The sequence below is a fragment of the Nocardia sp. CDC519 genome, from assembly GCF_059509835.1.
The window spans coordinates 4,425,662-4,442,348 of sequence record NZ_CM183377.1 but is presented as its reverse complement, the minus strand read 5'-3'; the positions used below and the strand labels follow the sequence as shown (position 1 = coordinate 4,442,348).

Sequence of the window (16,687 nt, the reverse complement as noted above, 5' to 3'; positions counted from 1 at the left end):
TCAGCGGGGCCTGGACATCCGGTCACGCTCAGCCCGCCGGGACGGCTTCGAGCACATTCTCCGGGGACAGGGTCGGTGTCACCGAGGTGAGCGTGAAGCCGCATTCGGCCAGCAGCGCACGGTATTCGGCCTCGGTGCGTTCGCGCCCGCCGGTGTTGACCAGCATCTCCAGATCGATGTACTTGCCCGGATGCGGGCGATCGTCGTCGGGCAGGACGAGTTCGATCAGCAACAGCCGTGCCTGCGGTGACATGGCATTGCGTACGGTGCGCAGAATTCGGGTGACGTGATCGTGCGGCCAATCGTGGATGACGTGTTTGAGTAGATAGGCATCGCCGCCCTCGGGCACGGTGTCGAAGAACGAGCCTGCCACCACCGCGCAGCGATCGGCCACACCCAGCTCGGTCAGCCGTTCACGAGCCTCGCCCACCACCTCCGGCAGGTCGAACAGGATGCCGCGCGACCGCGGTGCCCGCTGCAAGATCTCGGCCAGCAAGGCGCCCTGCCCGCCGCCCACATCCACGAGCGTGCGATAACGGCCGAAATCGTAGGCCGACAGCAGCGGCTCCCGGCCGAGAGTATCGATGCTCGACATCGCGCGATCGAACATCACGCCGAACTCGCGGTCGGTGCGCAGATAGTCGAACAGCGGGACGCCGTCGACGGTATTGCCCACCGCGTCGCCGGTGCGCACCACCTGCACCAGCTGTGTCCAATTGTCCCGGTGGATCTTCGAACCGAAGAACAGGGTGGCGTCGCGCAACGAGACGTCGGCGTCGGCGCGCAGCGCCTGCGCCATCGGTGTCAGCGCGTAGCGGCCGTCGCGGCGGCGGGTGAAGATGCCGTGGCTGATCAGCAGCCGCATCAACCGGCGCAATGCGTCCTCGTCGGCGCCGACCGCCTGCGCCAGATCCGCGCTGTCGCGGGGCCCGTCGGCCAGCGCGTCGGCGACCCCGAGTGCCGCCGCGGCGTGAATGGCCTGGGTCAACCAGCCGGCCGCGACCATCTCCAGCAGCGCGATATGGCCCGGCACCATCCGCCGGTGCGCGCTCGCCATGACATTGCGCACCCGCTCCACCACCCGCACCAGGCCCTGCGGCGGCAGCTTCGCTCGATCGGAGGTCATGACGACTCCATTCGTCGGCAAACGCTTGCCAAGCAGATTACGGCCCGAACCGTCTCCCGGGCGTGAATCGCGTGTCGTTGCCGTCGCTAGCGGGTCGATTCGCCGGTGGCGGTGGCGCGATTGCGTTCACGTTGGGCCGCGGTTTCCAGGTATTCACCGAGTTCGCGGCGCAGATTGGTGTCCAGCGAGCGGGCCAGCGTGCTGTGCACCGACGCCACTCCGAGTTCGCGCATCTTGTTGAGCATGGCCGTGGTCTCGGCGATCTCTTCACTGGTTTCCGGCAACCAGCCGGGGCCGTGCTCGTCGACGATGTGCTGCTTCGCGGCGGTGATCATGATCTTGGTGATGTCGTCGATGTGCGCGGCGAGCTGGGCGTGCACGCTGATCAGGGCGCGTAGGTCGAAGCCGTACTCGTCGAGTTCGGCGAAGGTGCTCAGCAGCTGGCTGTCGGTGAAGACCACGGTGTCGTGCTCGACACGGACCAGGCCGAGATCGCGCAGTTGGCCGACCAGCTCGTCGGCGTCGGCGCCGAGGATGGATTCGATCAGCTCCCGCGAAACCTCGAACGGCTCCTCCTTGGACCAGGTCGCCGTCACCGCGTGCTGGAGGCCGAGCACCTCGGTCAGGTCTTTGCCGGTTTCCCAGCTGGTGATGAAATCCGCGATGTGCGCGGTGGTGAAACCGCGCTGCAGCAGCGCGTCGATCAGCCGCAACCGTTCCAGATGAGAGTCGTCGTAGATGCTGGCGCGGCCCTCTTTACCGACCGGTGGCGGCAGCAGCCCGCGCTCCTGATAGGCGCGGACATTACGACTGGTGGTCCCGGCGGCACGTGCGAGGTCATCGATCCGGTAGTTCGGCATCGCTGCACCTCCTCGAGTCCCCACCTGCGCCGGACCGGCGGGCGCCCGGCCGTCGACCGCCCGAGTCTAACGCTCGCCGCTTCCGCCCCACCTCAATACCCACGGTCCGGTTCGATCGGTGCCAGCAACGGCTGCCCATCGGCGAAACGGATGACGTTGGCCCGCACGTGCTCGGCGAATGCCGCCATGCGCAGCTGGGGCGGATTCGAATCATGCGGTGTGACAATGGCATTGGGAAGCGACCAGAGCGGATGCCCATCGGGCAGCGGTTCCGGATCGGTCACGTCCAGCCCCGCGCCGCCGATCGTGCCGGTGCGCAGGGCCTCGACCAGGGCGTCGGTGTCGACGAGACTGCCGCGAGCCACATTGATCACCCACGACGCAGGCCGCAGCTGCGCCAGCTCCTTCGCGCCCACCAGATGCCTGGTCTCGGCCGTGGCCGGCGCCGCGATCACCACATGGTCGGTGCGCGACCAGACCCCGGCGAGTTCGCCTGCGGGCACCGTTTCCATGTCCTCCGGGATACCGGGCCCGGTCACCGGCCGGCCCGACCGATTGACCGCGATGATCCGCGCCCCCAGCGGCGTCAACATCGGAATCAGCGCCCGGCCGATCCCACCCGCGCCCACGATCGCGACCGTCGCCCCGCGCAACGACCCGACATGCGGAAAGAACTCGCGCTGCCGCCAGCTCTCGGCCCGCACATGTTCGGGCAGATACCGCACCCCGGCCAACAGCAGCATCAGCGTGTGCTCGGCCACGCTCGCGGCGTAAGCGCCTGCGGCAGAAGTGAATCGGAGGCCGGGAAAGCGTTCGAACACGCCGGCGTCGAACCAGTCCTCGACACCGGCCGCATTCAACTGCACCCACGCGAGGCCCTCCGGAAGCCGATCCGGGAACTGCGCCGGCTGACCATTCCAGATGAGCGCGCGCGCCTCGTCGAGCCCGGTCGGCTCCGCACCCGCCTCCCGCACCGCCTGCTCGAGCAGCGGCTGTTCCCCCGGACCGACCGCAACCGTCGTCCGGCTCATCCTCGGACCTCCTTCACTCAGCGCACCGGCCTTCCCGGGCCAGGCCCTCCTCGCACCGAACGTACCGCCCGATCGGGGAGAGCTGGTTCTCGATCACCTCTGGCCGATACGCAGGAGCGGCCCGCCAGATCGGGTAAAGGGCGTACGCGACTGCTCCGGTGGCCGGTCCCGGTGGGGCGGTGTGCACTCAGCGACGCTTCAACGTCGCGACGACACCCGCGCCGAACAGCAGCGTCCCGACGATCAGCACCATCCCGCTGACCAGCCAGGCATGTAGCGCGACGTGCAGCTCGGCGGCCAGACCGGGAATGTCGCCGATCAGGCGGAAGGTGTCCTCCGGAAAGAAGATCTGGATGATGCCGGGCAGGATCCCCCAGATCAGGCCCGCGATCATGGTCGCGGCCGGCGAATACGCGGCCAGCACCGCCACCAACAGCAGCAGGACCGCACCGAGCACCGACTGTCCGGGTGCGCTCCAACGGTCCACCGAATCCCACCACCGGCTGGTGGCGAGCGAACCATGCGCGGCGATCCCGATTCCGATCGGCGTCACCACGAGCGCGACGACGGTACCGATCAGGGTGCGGCCGAGCGCGCCACGATTCTGGAACTGCGCTCCGGGCGGCGACCACCCCGCGGGCGACTGAAATCTGTCCGGCATTACGTCCTCCTACCAGGTCATGGCGCCCGGCGCCCCCACTGCCGCCGCACCGCGATTCTCGGCCGGACGCGGGTGGGTAGACAGTAGCGTCGGCGGCCGGCGGTGACGGGTCGGACAGGTAGCCCGTACCCGACGAGTTACCCACAACACGGCGAAATCAGTCGTCACCGTCGGATTCGGTGCGGGGATCGATGATGTGTCGGTGGTGTAGGGCACCATGGCCCCCATGGACACAGCTGAGGGGACGACAACGGCGGGTATCGACGTTGGCGGGCTGCGGGAGCGGGCCGAGAGCCTGTTGCGGGAGCTGGCCGGGGGCGCGGCGCGGTTACGCGAGGACCAGTGGACCGCCATCGAGGCGCTGGTGGTGCACCGGCGTCGCGCCCTGGTGGTGCAGCGCACCGGGTGGGGTAAATCCGCGGTGTACTTCATCGCGGCGAAACTGCTCCGGGCGCAAGGGCGCGGGCCGACGGTGATCGTGTCGCCGCTGCTGGCGCTGATGCGCAACCAGGTGGCGGCCGCCGAACGCGCCGGCGTGATCGCCGCGACCATCAACTCCGGCAACGTCACCGAATGGGACGACATCCACGTCAAGGTCGCGGCCGGTGAGGTCGATGTGCTGCTGGTGAGCCCGGAGCGGCTGAACAACCCGGATTTCCGCGACCAGGTCCTTCCCAAGCTGGCCGCCGACGCGGGCCTGGTGGTGATCGACGAGGCGCATTGCGTGTCCGACTGGGGTCACGACTTCAGGCCGGACTACCGGCGCATCCGCACCCTGATCGCCGACCTCGGTTCGGATGTACCGGTACTGGCCACCACCGCCACCGCGAACGACCGCGTGGTCACCGACGTCGCCACCCAGATCGGCACCGACACGCTGGTGCTGCGCGGCACCCTCGACCGCGAATCGCTGCACCTGTCGGTGGTGCGATTCGACGATGCCGTCGAGCGCACGGCATGGCTCAGCCGCCATCTGGGTGAGCTGCCCGGCTCCGGCATCATCTACACCCTGACCGTGGCCGCGGCACAGGACCTGGCCGACGTCCTGAACTCGCACGGCCACACGGTCGCCGCCTACACGGGCCAGACCGATCCCGCCGAACGCGAGATGCTCGAGGCCGCGCTGCTGAACAACGAGGTCAAGGCACTGATCGCCACGTCGGCGCTCGGCATGGGGTTCGACAAACCGGATCTCGGCTTCGTGGTGCACGTCGGTGCGCCCTCCTCGCCGATCTCCTACTACCAGCAGGTCGGTCGCGCCGGGCGTGGAACCGAACGCGCCGAAGTGGTGCTGCTGCCCGGCCCGGAGGACGCACGCATCTGGAGCTATTTCGCCTCCGTCGCCTTCCCGCGTGAGCACATCGTGCGCTCGGTGCTGGCGGCGCTGGACACCGAGCGTCCACAGTCGACGGCGGCGTTGGAGCCGCTGGTGGAGCTGAACCGGTCGCGCCTGGAAATGGTGCTGAAGGTGCTCGACGTCGACGGCGCGGTGCGCCGGGTGCGCGGCGGCTGGTTGTCCACCGGCCAGGACTGGGTCTACGACAGCGAGCGCTACGAGCGGCTGGAGGCGGCCAGATCCGCAGAACAGCAGGCCATGATCGACTATCAGACGACCACCGGTTGCCGCATGGTGTTCCTGCGCGGCCAGCTCGACGATCCGGGCCTGCACGGGGCCGGCCCCGGCAGCGCCGACTGCGGCCGCTGTGACAACTGCACCGGCGTCCGGCCGGACACCGCGCTCGATGCCGAGGCGGTCGCCGCCACGCGTGCCCGCCTGGACCGTCCCGGAATCGACCTGGCGCCACGCAAGATGTGGCCGACGGGAATGGCGAAGCTCGGTATTCCGTTGTCGGGCAAGATCTCCGAGGGTGCGGAGACCGGCCGGGTGCTCGGCAGGCTCAGTGCCCTCGGCTGGGGGCAGCGGTTGCGGTCCCTGCTCGACGGCCCGGATCAGCCGGTCCCCGACGCGGTGATCCAGGCCTGCATCGCGGTGCTGCGCGACTGGGATTGGGCGACCCGTCCTACCGCGGTGCTGGCCCTGGAATCTCCGACGCATCCGGTGCTGACGGCGAGCGTCGCCGCGCGGCTGGCCGAGATCGGCAAGCTCCGCGATCTCGGCACGATGCGCGTGCGCCCGGACCGGCCGCCGGTATCGGCGGTGAACTCCGCGCACCGGGTGGCCGCGCTGCACGACCTATGGGAACTGCCCGATCTCGGCCCGCTGGACGGGCCGATCCTGCTGGTCGATGCTCTCACCGATACGGGCTGGACCTTCACCGCCGCCGCGCATCAACTCCGCAGGGCCGGCGCTCCGGCGGTCCTGCCGTTCGCGCTGGCCACTCCGACCTGAGTCGGCGGCGTGGTTCGGCCGGAGGATCTGCCCGGCGCGGGTTATGGTCGGGACGTGGCCAGTGGCAAGGGGTCGGCGATCGAGCTCGAGGTCGGGGACCGGCTGGTTCGTGTCTCCAATCCGGATCGGGTCTACTTCCCTGAATCCGGTGCCACCAAGCTCGATCTGGTGCAGTACTACCTGAGCGTCGGCGACGGCATCGTCAACGCGCTGCGGGATCGGCCGTGCATGCTGCACCGCTTCCCGAAGGGGCTCGCCGGGGACAAGGTGCACCAGAAGCGGTTGCCCGCGGGCGCGCCGGACTGGGTGCCGACGGTGCGGGTGTTCTTCCCTCGCTACGGCAGGCATGCCGACGAACTGTGCGTGTCTCAGCTGGCGGATGTGATCTGGGCGGTCCAGATGTCGACGGTGGAGTTCCATCCGTGGAACTCGCGCCGCTTCGATACCGAGCGCCCCGACGAATGGCGCATCGACCTGGATCCGATGCCCGACTGTCCGTGGACGCGTGTGCAGCGGGTGGCCGGGGTGGTGCAGGAAGTGCTCGACGAGATCGGTGCGGTGGGCTGGCCGAAGACCTCCGGCGGGCAGGGGCTGCACGTGTATGTGCGGATCGCGCCGGAGTGGGGCTTCAAGGATGTGCGTCGCGCCGCGCTGGCCTTCGCTCGCGAGGTCGAGCGGCGCGCGCCGGAGGACGTCACCACCACCTGGTGGCGCAAGGACCGCGACCCGCGGATGCTGTTCGTCGACTACAACCAGAACGCCCGCGACCACACCATCGCCGCCGCCTACTCGGTGCGGGGCGTCCCCGAGGCCGCCGTATCCACCCCGGTGGCATGGGACGAGATCCCCGATATCGACCCGCGTGACTTCACCATCGCCACAGTGCCCGCCCGCTTTCAGAAGCTCGGTGACCTGCACGCAGGCATCGACGACGCCGTCTTCGAACTCGATCGCCTGATCGAGTGGGCCGACCGGGACAAGGTCGAGCTGGACGACGAGGACTGACCGCGGCCGACATTCTGTCGCATGGCCGCGAAGGCTCTTCGAATCACATCTCGCTGCCCTCCCTTCCGCCGAAATTCAGGTGCGTCGCGGCGGCGCCGTGCCTACCGTTGATTGTGTAAGGCGAAGCGAATTCGCAAGGAGTGAAAGGACCGAGACAATGTTTCCCGTCGAGCTGCCCGGCACCCGGGCGCGGACGTTGATGTGGGCCTCCGAGCACGATATCGAGCCGGCCGCGCTGCGCCAGCTGCGGAATATCGCGCAACTGGAATGGGTCCACGGCGTGCGCGTCATGCCGGATGTGCACCTCGGGAAGGGCGCGACAGTCGGTTCGGTTATCGCTATGAAAGACGCGGTCGCACCCGCCGCCGTCGGTGTGGATATCGGCTGCGGCATGGAAAGCGTCAAGACCAGCCTTGCCGCCGCCGATCTGCCCGCCAACCTGCATTCGCTGCGCAGTCGCATCGAGGCCGCGGTACCGGTGGGATTCCACGCCCACGACGACCCGGTGGATGTGCGCCGAATCGGCGCCGAGGTTTCGAGGCTCGGCGCGAGTACTGCGACGTTGCGTTCGGGTTGGGATCGGTTCTGGGGATCGTTCGGCGACCTCGACAGGAGTGTTCGGGACCGCGAGTCCAAGGCCCATAAGCAGATGGGGACGCTGGGATCTGGCAATCATTTCATCGAGATATGCCTGGACCAGGACGACGCGGTGTGGATTCTGCTGCATTCCGGAAGCCGGAATATCGGCAAAGAACTTGCAGAACGTCATATGGCTGTCGCTCGTAAACTTCCGCATAACGTGGACTTGCCGGATCGGGATCTGGCCGTGTTCCTTTCCGGCACTCCGGAAATGGAAGCCTATCGTCGGGATCTGACCTGGGCGCAGGAATACGCTGCCCGCAACCGAGCCGTCATGCTTGCGCTCGTATGCCGTGCGGTCCGCGACGAATTCGCCGGTCGGCCCGTTCATTTCGATGCACCCATTTCATGCCACCACAACTATGTGGCCGAGGAGATCATCGACGGCATGCCGATGCTGGTGACCCGAAAGGGCGCGGTACGTGCGGGTAAGGGCGACCTGGCCCTGATTCCTGGTTCGATGGGAACTCGCTCATATGTCGTGCGCGGCAAGGGAAATCCCGACTCCTTCCAGTCCGCCTCCCATGGCGCGGGTAGGCGGATGAGCCGTACCGCCGCGAAGAAGCGCTACAGCGTCGCCGACCTGATCGCTCAGACCGAGGGCGTTGAGTCGCGCAAGGACGCAGGCGTGGTGGACGAGATCCCGGCCGCGTACAAGGACATCGACGAGGTCGTCGCCGCCCAGCGAGACCTCGTCGAGGTCGTGGCGACACTGCGTCAGGTGCTGTGCGTGAAGGGATGAGCGACACTCCGGCCGTACCGCCATGGTTCGGCCGGAGTTCCGCCCGGCCCGCCACCTTCTCAGCGGTCGCCCGCTTGACGTGCCCAGACGGCGTTCGGCTCAGCCGTCACCGAGGGCGGCGTCGATCTCGGCGCGGCCGGGTATCGAGGCGCTGGCGCCCAGCCTGGTGGTGGCGAGGGCGCCCGCCGTGCAGGCGAAGCGCAGGGCCTCGGCCGGTCCGCGCTGCCATGCGACGGCGAGGGCGCCGGTGAAGGTGTCGCCGGCGGCGGTGGTGTCGACGACGTCGACCACCGAGCCGGGCACGGCGAGTTCGGTGCCGTCGGGGCCGCGGTAGCGGGCTCCGTCCGCGCCCAGCGTCACCACCAGGTGCGGGACCGGTTCGAGGGCCGATCCGAGGTCGGTGAATTCGCCGGAGTTGACCACCGCGACGTCGACGGCGGCCCACAGTTCCGGTGGAAGCTGCCGGGCCGGCGACGGGTTGAGCACCACCACGGTTCCGTTCGCCTGCGCGTGCGCGGCCGCGGCGGCCACGGTCGGCACCGGAATCTCCAACTGGCACAGCAGGATATCCGCGGCGGCGATGACGTCCAGATCCTCGCCGGCCAGTTCGGTCACCGTGGCATTGGCCCCACCCACCACGATGATGCTGTTCTCCCCGCTGGCGTCCACGACGATGGCAGCGATACCGCTCGGCCCGTCGACGGTCCGCAACCGCGCGGTCCCGACGCCGGATTCCCGCAGCACCGCGCGCAGCCCGTCGGCGAACACATCGTCACCGACCGCGCCGATGAACTCCACCCGCCCACCGGCCCGCCCCGCCGCGACCGCCTGATTCGCGCCCTTTCCGCCCGGCACCATCGTGAACCCGGTGCCGAGCACCGTCTCGCCCGGCTCCGGCCGTCGCTCGGTCGTGGTGACCAGATCCATATTGATGCTGCCGAGCACCGCGATCACGGGCTCACGTCCGTCGGTCATACCGGCACGGTAGCGGCAGGCCGGCTGCCGTCGCCGCACATCGCCACCGTCACCGGCCCGGCGACCGCATCGGTCCACTGCTGCGCGGGAAACAGGTGGAACGCCTTCACCACATGGGCGCCGGGGGCCAGCGCGGCGATCCGCTCCGCCTGAGATTCGCCAGCGCCGGTGAGCAGTATCCCGATGCCGTGGTCGACGGCATTCGTCGGGTCGATCAGCGTTGCGCCGCACAGTGAGCCCTTCTCGGCCCCTGCCTCGCGCAAGATGTCGGTGACACCGTGCCAGCTCACCGCGAGCAGCAGGGCCTCCCGCCCCTCGACTGCCGCACGCGGAACGGCCGCACGCGTACCGTTACCGATGCGCGCCGCCAAGGCCCGCGCCTTGTCCATAGAACGGCCACCGATCACCAGGTCGTGACCCGCCCTTGCCCACACCGCGCCCAGGGATTCCGCCAGTAGGCCCGTTCCCAAGATGGTGATCCGCATCGTGTTCTCCTCTGTTCGATCCGATGGCCGACCGGCGCGAGAGTAGGCATTCCGGCGCGCACCGATCGGTGCGAATCGGCCGGTCATACTGGGGCGATGACGCAGCAGTTCGACCGGATCGTGGATTGCAGGCTCCGGGCGGCGACCGAGCTGTTCACCCATGGCTGGGATCCACTGGTGCTGGCCGCGCTGCGTGCGGGCCCGCGCCGACGCCGGGAGTTGCGGTTGGCGATCGGCGGGATCAGCGACGAGGTCCTCACCGAGTCCCTGCATCGGCTGACCGGAACCGGTCTGGTGCGGCGGCGGACGTTTCGAGAGGCGCCGCCACGAGTGGACTATGGCCTGACGGCCCTGGGTTCGAGCCTGGTCGAGGGCCCGTTGGTGGCGCTGGCCGAGTGGATCACCGAGCACGGAGACGCGCTGCTGGAGTCGAGTGAACGCGCCGATCCGATCACCGGTTGATTCACCACTGCACGATGATCCCGGCGTCGCGCGCCAGGCTGGCGGCGAGGCCGAGCAGGTCGCCGCCGTCGACGGTGGCGCCGCGCAGGCCGGCTACCCCGTCGATGTCGGCGAGGGTGCAGTCGGTGAAGCGCAGATTGTGGCGGGGTGCGGTGCCGGTGAAGCGGGCGCCGGTGAGGTTGCAGTGTTCGAAGACGACGTTGCGGAATTCGACGCCCTCGAAATCGGCTTGGCGTAGATCGCAGTCGCGGAAGACGACGGTGCGCAGCTTGGAGTAGCGGAACGAGGTGAGATCGGCGCGGGTGCCTTCGAGCAGGACGTCGCGCCAGCTGCCCGCGGCCCACGACATGCCGGTGAGCCTGCTGGTGCTGATCGCGCATTCGGCCATCGAGCATTCGTCGGCCAGCAGGTTGGCCAGATCGCAGACCGACAGTTCGGACTCGTAGATCGTGACACCGCGCATGACTCCGCCGAACCGGCAGTTGTCGAACCGGCAGCCCTCCAGGCCGAGGGCGTGGGTTTCGGCGCGGGTGAGGTCGGCACCGGAGTATTCGACCTCGTCGATCGTGGTGTCGTCGTCGAAATCGTCGCGCGGTGACTCGGCCGGGCGGCGTGGCCGCGACCGGGGTGTACTCGGCACCACTGGGACATTGCTGTGACGAGAGGCTGCCACCGTTGCTCCGCTCTGTATCGAGGACGAGCCGTCTCCGGCAAGCTACGCGACAGCACCGACAGCCCGCCGTGACCAGTGCGTCCGCGGCGCGCAACGCGATGATTCGGTGTCATAGCGGGTGCGTAGTCTGTAACCCATGACGGTAGGAACGACAGCCGAGCTCGATACCCGCGAGGCCGTGCACGACGCCGCGCGTAAGGCACGGGTCGCCGCGCGTGCGCTCGCCCAGTTGACCACCGCCCAGAAGAACGAGGCGCTGCACGCCGCCGCCGATGCGCTGCTCGCCGCCGCCGACCGGGTGCTGGCCGCCAATGCCGAGGACATCGCCGCCGCGCAGGCCGCGGGCACCGAGGAATCGTTGCTCGACCGGCTGCGGCTGACGAAGGCCCGCATCGACGGCATCGCCTCGGGGCTGCGTCAGGTGGCGGGCCTGCCGGATCCGGTGGGTGTGGTGGAGCGCGGTTCGACCTTGCCCAACGGGCTCGAGATCCGCCAGGTGCGGGTGCCGCTCGGCGTGGTCGGGATGGTGTACGAGGCCCGGCCTAATGTCACCGTCGATGCCTTCGGCCTGGCCTTGAAGTCCGGCAACGCGGCGTTGCTGCGCGGCTCGTCGTCGGCGGCGCGGTCCAACGCCGCGCTGGTCGAGGTGCTGCGGGAAGCGCTTGTCGCGCAGGATATTCCGGCCGACGCCGTGCAGCTGCTGCCCAGCGAGGACCGTTCCAGCGTCACCCATCTGATCCAGGCCCGCGGTCTGGTCGACGTCGTCATCCCGCGTGGCGGCGCCGGCCTGATCAACGCGGTCGTGCGCGACGCGCAGGTGCCCACCATCGAGACCGGCACCGGCAACTGCCACGTCTACGTGCACGCGGGCGCCGATCTGGAGATGGCCGAACAGATCCTGATCAACGCCAAGACCCGCAGGCCGAGTGTCTGCAATGCCGCCGAGACGGTGCTCATCGACGCCGCCATCGCCGAGACGGCCGTACCGCGGCTCACCAAGGCGCTCGAAGACAGCGGCGTCACCATTCACGGCGATCTACCCGGCCAGGTCCCGGCCACCGAGGCCGACTGGGGCGAGGAGTACCTGACCCTCGACATCGCGATGAAGGTGGTCGACGGCCTGGACGCCGCGGTCGAGCACATCAACACCTGGGGCACCGGCCACACCGAGGCCATCGTCACCTCGGAGCTGGCCGCCGCTCGCGAATTCACCAGCCGGGTCGACGCCGCGGCGGTGATGGTGAACGCCTCCACCGCCTTCACCGACGGCGAGCAGTTCGGCTTCGGTGCCGAGATCGGTATCTCCACCCAGAAGCTGCACGCCCGCGGCCCGATGGCGCTGCCGGAACTCACCTCCACCAAGTGGATCGTGTGGGGCGAGGGGCAGGTGCGCCCGGTCTGAGCCGGAGCGCGGTTCCGCCGTCCCGTAGCGTGGGGCTGGTAAGTCGCAGGGAAGGGACGCGTGGTGGATCGCTCGAATTCGGATCAGGTCGCGGTTCAGGAGCCGATCTTCGCGTCGGTGGACGAGGTGATCGATCGGCTCGCCGAGACCGGTTATCTGGCCGATAAGGCCACCGCCACCTCGGTGTTCCTGGCCGATCGGCTGGGTAAGCCGCTGCTGATCGAGGGCCCGGCCGGTGTCGGCAAGACCGAGCTCTCGCGTGCGGTCGCGCAGACCGCGGGCGCCGAGCTGGTGCGGTTGCAGTGCTACGAGGGCGTCGACGAGGCCCGCGCCCTCTACGAGTGGAACCACGCCAAGCAGATCCTGCGCATCCAGGCCTCCAGCGAGAACGACTGGGAAGAGACCAAGGCCGACGTCTTCACCGAGGAGTTCCTGCTGGCGCGGCCGCTGCTGACCGCGATCCGGCGCACCGAACCCACGGTGCTGCTCATCGACGAGACCGACAAGGCCGACGTCGAGATCGAGGGCCTGCTGCTCGAGGTGCTCAGTGATTTCGCGGTGACGGTGCCGGAACTGGGCACCATCACCGCACAGCACAAGCCGTTCGTGGTGCTCACCTCGAATGCCACCAGGGAACTGTCGGAGGCGCTCAAGCGCCGCTGCCTGTATCTGCATCTGGATTTCCCCGATGCCGAGCTGGAACGTCGCATTCTGGCCAGCCGGGTCCCGGACCTGCCGGAGGCGGTCGCGGCGCAGCTGGTGCGGATCGTGCACGTGCTGCGCGGGATGCCGTTGAAGAAGTTGCCGTCGGTGGCCGAATCCATCGACTGGGGGCGCACCCTGCTGGCCCTCGGCATGCAGGATCTGGACGACACGACCGTGCGCGCCACCCTCGGCGTGGTGCTCAAGCATCGCAGCGACCACGAGCGGGCGCTGGCCGAGCTGAAACTGGCCTGAGCCGATGTCCGCGCGTTCGGTCCCCGCGCAAGCGCCGGATTTCCGTGCGCCACACGGGTTCGCGGGTCATCTCGTCGATTTCGTGGAGGCGTTGCGGGCGCGTGGCGTTCCGGTCGGTCCGTCGGAGACGGTGGACGCGGGCCGGGTGCTGACCGTGCTCGACCTGCTGGACCGGGAAGCGGTGCGCGAAGGTCTGGCTTGCGCATTGTTGCGGCGCACCACCCACCGCGCCACCTATGACGGCCTGTTCGATCTGTGGTTCCCGGTCGCCATCGGCGCCCGCACCGATTCGGTCGATGATGTGGAGATTCCGCGCACGCCTGCGGGCGACGTCGATATCGACGCGCTGCGTGAACTGCTCGCCGAACTGTTGACCGACGAGGGCTCGGCCGCCCAGCTGGAGTCGCTGGCGGGGCAGATGGTCGAAGAGCTGGGGCAGTATCAGTCCGCGCGCGGACCATCGTTTTCGACATATCAGGCACTCAAAGAGGTGCAGCCGCAGACCTTGCTTGCCAAGATCCTGGCCGGACTGGCCAGTCCGAATGCGAGCGCCTTCGAGTCGGAGGTCGCGCGCCGCGCCGCCCGTCAGCGGATCGATGCCTTCCGTGCCACCGTCGATGCCGAAACCCGCAGGCGCGTCGCCGAGCGGATCGGGCGCGAACGGGTGGCAAGTTACGGTGTCTCCCGGCAGGCCGAGGAAGTCGATTTCCTGCGTGCCTCGGAATCGGAGCTGGCCGAGTTGCGCCGCAGCAGCCAGCGGCTGGCCCGGATTCTGGCCTCCCGGCTCGCGGTGCGGCGCAGGCATTCCCGGCGCGGTGAGATCGATCTGCGGCGCACGCTGCGCAAATCCATGTCCACCGGCGGGGTGCCGATCGATCTGGTCAGCCGCAAACCGCGGCCGGGCAGGCCGGAACTGGTACTGCTGTGTGATGTGTCGGGCTCGGTCGCCGGATTCAGCAACTTCACCCTGCTACTGGTCAGTGCCCTGCGTGAGCAGTTCTCACGGGTGCGGATCTTCGCGTTCGTCGACCAGACCGATGAGGTGACCCGGTTCTTCGACGCGCGAACCCAATTGGACGAGGCGATGAAGCGGGTGTTCACCGAGGCCGAGGTGGCCGGGTTCGACGGGCATTCCGATTACGGCAGCGCGCTGTCCGGATTCGCCGCGAAGTGGCCCGACGCCGTCACCAGCCGCAGTTCGCTGTTGATCCTCGGCGATGCGCGCACCAACTATCGCGACCCCGATCTGGAAACATTGCGTGAGCTGGTGCAGGTGGCCAAGCACGCGCACTGGCTCAACCCGGAACCGAGAACCCAATGGGGGTCGGGGGATTCGGCCGCCGACAAGTACCAGCAGGTGATCGAGATGCACGAGTGCCGGTCGGCGGCGCAGTTGACCGCGGTGGTGTCGCGACTGCTGCCGGTGTGACGATCAGCGCTTGTTAAGCGAACCTTATGGTGCTGCCGCGACAATGCGCGAATGGTCAACACAGCTCCGGTGGACAACAATTTTCAGTTCCAGGTCGATCTGCGCGGCATCGTGGATCTGCTGTCGCACCACCTGTACTCGAGTCCGCGGGTCTACCTCCGGGAGCTGTTGCAGAACGCCGTCGACGCCGTCACCGCCCGCACGGCCCTCGACCCCACCGCCCCGACCACCATCCGGCTACACCTGGACGGTCACGGGCTGCGCATCACCGACCCCGGCATCGGGCTCACCGAGGCCGACGTGCACCGCTTCCTCGCCACCATCGGCCGCTCCTCCAAACGGGACGACATCGAAGGGGCCCGGCGCGAATTCCTCGGCCAATTCGGCATCGGCCTGCTGGCCTGCTTCACCGTCGCCGAATCCCTTCGCGTGCGGACCAGGTCGGCCGTCGACCCGGACGCGCCACCGGTGGAATGGATCGCCGAGGCCGACGGCACCTACTCGCTGCGCGTGCTGGAGCCGGGGGAGTTCCCCGACCCCGGTACCACGGTCGAGCTGACCCCGCGGCCGGGTGCGCAGACCTGGTTCACCGCCGAACGCGTGCTGGAACTGGTCACCGATTACGGTTCGCTGCTGCCGTACGAGGTCACTGTCGAGTCCGAAGGCGGCGTGGTGCGGGTGACCGATCCGCCGCCGGTCTGGCGGCGCCGGTTCGACTCGCCCGCGTTGCGTCGTGCCGCGCTGTTCGATTACGGCGAACGAGTGCTCGGCTTCGCGCCGCTGGACGTGATCGACCTCAACGCGGAACCGGCCGGCGTCAGCGGTGTCGCGTACGTGCTGTCGCAACCGGGCAATCCGGCCGAATCCAGTGCTCACCGCGTGTATCTGAAGGGCATGTTGCTCGGCGATGCCGTGCGCGGTGTGCTGCCCGATTGGGCGTTCTTCGTCCGCTGCGTCATCGACACCGATACGCTGCGGCCCACTGCCTCGCGCGAGGGACTGTACGAAGACGAACGGCTGGCCATCATCCGTGAGGCGCTCGGTGACCGGGTGCGGGAATGGCTGACCGAGATCGCCGCCGAGCAGCCCGATCGGCTGGCCGCCTTCCTGTCGGTGCATGCGCTCGGGGTGAAGGCGGCGATGGCCAGGCATTCGACCGAGTTGCTGCGGATCATGGTGCCGCATCTGCTGTTCGAGACCACCGAAGGCCGCATCCCGCTGACCGAGTTCGTCCGCAAGCATCCAGTGGTCCGGGTCAGTGCGACGGTGGAGGAGTTCCGTCAGGTCGCCCAGACGGCGTCGGCGCAGGGAATCGGCATCGTCAACGGTGGCTACACCTATGACGCCGAACTGGTCGCGCTGCTGCCGCAGATCATGCCAGGCGTCGAGGTGGCCGAACTCGACGGCGCCGCCCTGACCGCCGCCCTCGACCCGGTGGACGCGGCCGAGGAGCTGGCCTTGGCGCCGGTGCTGGCGATCGCGCGCAGCACGCTCGATCCGTTGTCCTGCGATGTGCTGCTGCGTGCCTTTCATCCGGTGTCGGTGCCCGCGCTCTACCTCGACAGCCGCGGCGCCCGCAACGAGCGCGTCAGGGCCGACACCGTCGCCGAGTCCGACGGTCTGTGGTCCGACATTCTCGGCGCGCTCGAATCCGCCACGCCACGGGCACAACTGGTGCTCAACTTCCACAGCCCGGTGATCCGCAGACTGGCCCGCATCGCTGATCCGGCCTTCCTGAAGACGGCCGTGGAATCGCTGTACGGGCAGGCGCTGCTGATGACCCACCGGCCCCTGCGGCCCGCCGATACCGCCCTGCTCAATCGTGCGTTCGGGGAGTTCCTGAGCTGGGCGACCGAACGTGCCGCCGGCGGCGACCAGGGGGAGAACTGA

At 68.6% G+C, this 16,687-nt stretch carries 15 protein-coding genes; 8 read left to right on the top strand and 7 right to left on the bottom strand.

Going from position 1 to position 16,687, the window contains the following annotated elements:
• Window positions 1-28 precede the first annotated feature (28 nt).
• The 4 genes from AC5W7N_RS19905 to AC5W7N_RS19890 all read right to left on the bottom strand — a co-directional run bounded on the left by AC5W7N_RS19905 (window position 29) and on the right by AC5W7N_RS19890 (window position 3,678).
• A complete protein-coding gene (locus tag AC5W7N_RS19905) occupies window positions 29-1,126 on the bottom strand; it encodes a methyltransferase (protein WP_195021386.1) in 1,098 nt (365 codons plus the stop codon).
• An 86-nt stretch (window positions 1,127-1,212) separates the two neighbouring features.
• The gene (locus AC5W7N_RS19900; protein WP_163814118.1) at window positions 1,213-1,986 is read right to left on the bottom strand and encodes a MerR family transcriptional regulator; all 774 of its coding nucleotides are present in this window, start codon (window positions 1,984-1,986) and stop codon (window positions 1,213-1,215) included.
• 92 nt (window positions 1,987-2,078) lie between these two features.
• A complete protein-coding gene (locus tag AC5W7N_RS19895) occupies window positions 2,079-3,017 on the bottom strand; it encodes a D-isomer specific 2-hydroxyacid dehydrogenase family protein (protein WP_495921970.1) in 939 nt (312 codons plus the stop codon).
• Between the two features lie 187 nt (window positions 3,018-3,204).
• Window positions 3,205-3,678 (bottom strand): hypothetical protein, encoded by a 474-nt coding sequence (locus AC5W7N_RS19890; protein WP_163814116.1) that lies wholly within the window; start codon window positions 3,676-3,678, stop codon window positions 3,205-3,207.
• A 226-nt stretch (window positions 3,679-3,904) separates the two neighbouring features.
• On the opposite strand from AC5W7N_RS19890, the gene AC5W7N_RS19885 reads away from it, so the two are divergent.
• The 3 genes from AC5W7N_RS19885 to AC5W7N_RS19875 all read left to right on the top strand — a co-directional run bounded on the left by AC5W7N_RS19885 (window position 3,905) and on the right by AC5W7N_RS19875 (window position 8,414).
• A complete protein-coding gene (locus AC5W7N_RS19885; RefSeq protein WP_163814115.1) occupies window positions 3,905-6,028 on the top strand; it encodes a RecQ family ATP-dependent DNA helicase in 2,124 nt (707 codons plus the stop codon).
• 54 nt (window positions 6,029-6,082) lie between these two features.
• Window positions 6,083-7,033, top strand: coding sequence for a non-homologous end-joining DNA ligase (gene ligD / locus AC5W7N_RS19880; protein WP_495921969.1), 951 nt, complete (start codon window positions 6,083-6,085; stop codon window positions 7,031-7,033).
• A 157-nt stretch (window positions 7,034-7,190) separates the two neighbouring features.
• Window positions 7,191-8,414 carry an RtcB family protein gene (locus AC5W7N_RS19875; protein WP_495921968.1) on the top strand — a complete coding sequence of 408 codons (1,224 nt, stop codon included), beginning with the start codon at window positions 7,191-7,193 and terminating at the stop codon, window positions 8,412-8,414.
• A gap of 99 nt (window positions 8,415-8,513) precedes the next feature.
• On the opposite strand, the gene AC5W7N_RS19870 is transcribed toward AC5W7N_RS19875, so the two are convergent.
• Together AC5W7N_RS19870 and AC5W7N_RS19865 are read right to left on the bottom strand one after the other, a co-directional pair.
• Entirely contained in the window at window positions 8,514-9,389 is an 876-nt protein-coding gene (locus tag AC5W7N_RS19870; protein ID WP_194989888.1) for a ribokinase, read from the bottom strand.
• A complete protein-coding gene (locus AC5W7N_RS19865; protein ID WP_495921967.1) occupies window positions 9,386-9,874 on the bottom strand; it encodes an NADPH-dependent F420 reductase in 489 nt (162 codons plus the stop codon). The genes AC5W7N_RS19870 and AC5W7N_RS19865 overlap by 4 nt, the downstream gene beginning before the upstream one ends.
• A gap of 96 nt (window positions 9,875-9,970) precedes the next feature.
• On the opposite strand from AC5W7N_RS19865, the gene AC5W7N_RS19860 reads away from it, so the two are divergent.
• A complete protein-coding gene (locus AC5W7N_RS19860; protein WP_194989886.1) occupies window positions 9,971-10,336 on the top strand; it encodes a winged helix-turn-helix transcriptional regulator in 366 nt (121 codons plus the stop codon).
• A gap of 1 nt (window position 10,337) precedes the next feature.
• Here AC5W7N_RS19860 and AC5W7N_RS19855 read toward each other — a convergent pair whose 3' ends face one another.
• Window positions 10,338-10,976: a pentapeptide repeat-containing protein gene (locus AC5W7N_RS19855; protein WP_495921966.1), complete on the bottom strand. Its 639-nt coding sequence runs from the start codon at window positions 10,974-10,976 to the stop codon at window positions 10,338-10,340.
• Between the two features lie 169 nt (window positions 10,977-11,145).
• On the opposite strand from AC5W7N_RS19855, the gene AC5W7N_RS19850 reads away from it, so the two are divergent.
• From AC5W7N_RS19850 to AC5W7N_RS19835, 4 genes are read left to right on the top strand one after another with little or no spacing between them, the layout of a single operon-like run.
• The gene (locus AC5W7N_RS19850; protein ID WP_495921965.1) at window positions 11,146-12,411 is read left to right on the top strand and encodes a glutamate-5-semialdehyde dehydrogenase; all 1,266 of its coding nucleotides are present in this window, start codon (window positions 11,146-11,148) and stop codon (window positions 12,409-12,411) included.
• Between the two features lie 60 nt (window positions 12,412-12,471).
• Complete coding sequence (locus AC5W7N_RS19845; protein ID WP_175585906.1) at window positions 12,472-13,368, top strand: AAA family ATPase; 897 nt, start codon at window positions 12,472-12,474, stop codon at window positions 13,366-13,368.
• Window positions 13,369-13,372: 4 nt separating this feature from the next.
• Window positions 13,373-14,797: a vWA domain-containing protein gene (locus AC5W7N_RS19840; RefSeq protein ID WP_280210922.1), complete on the top strand. Its 1,425-nt coding sequence runs from the start codon at window positions 13,373-13,375 to the stop codon at window positions 14,795-14,797.
• A gap of 51 nt (window positions 14,798-14,848) precedes the next feature.
• Window positions 14,849-16,687 (top strand): HSP90 family protein, encoded by a 1,839-nt coding sequence (locus AC5W7N_RS19835; RefSeq protein WP_495921964.1) that lies wholly within the window; start codon window positions 14,849-14,851, stop codon window positions 16,685-16,687.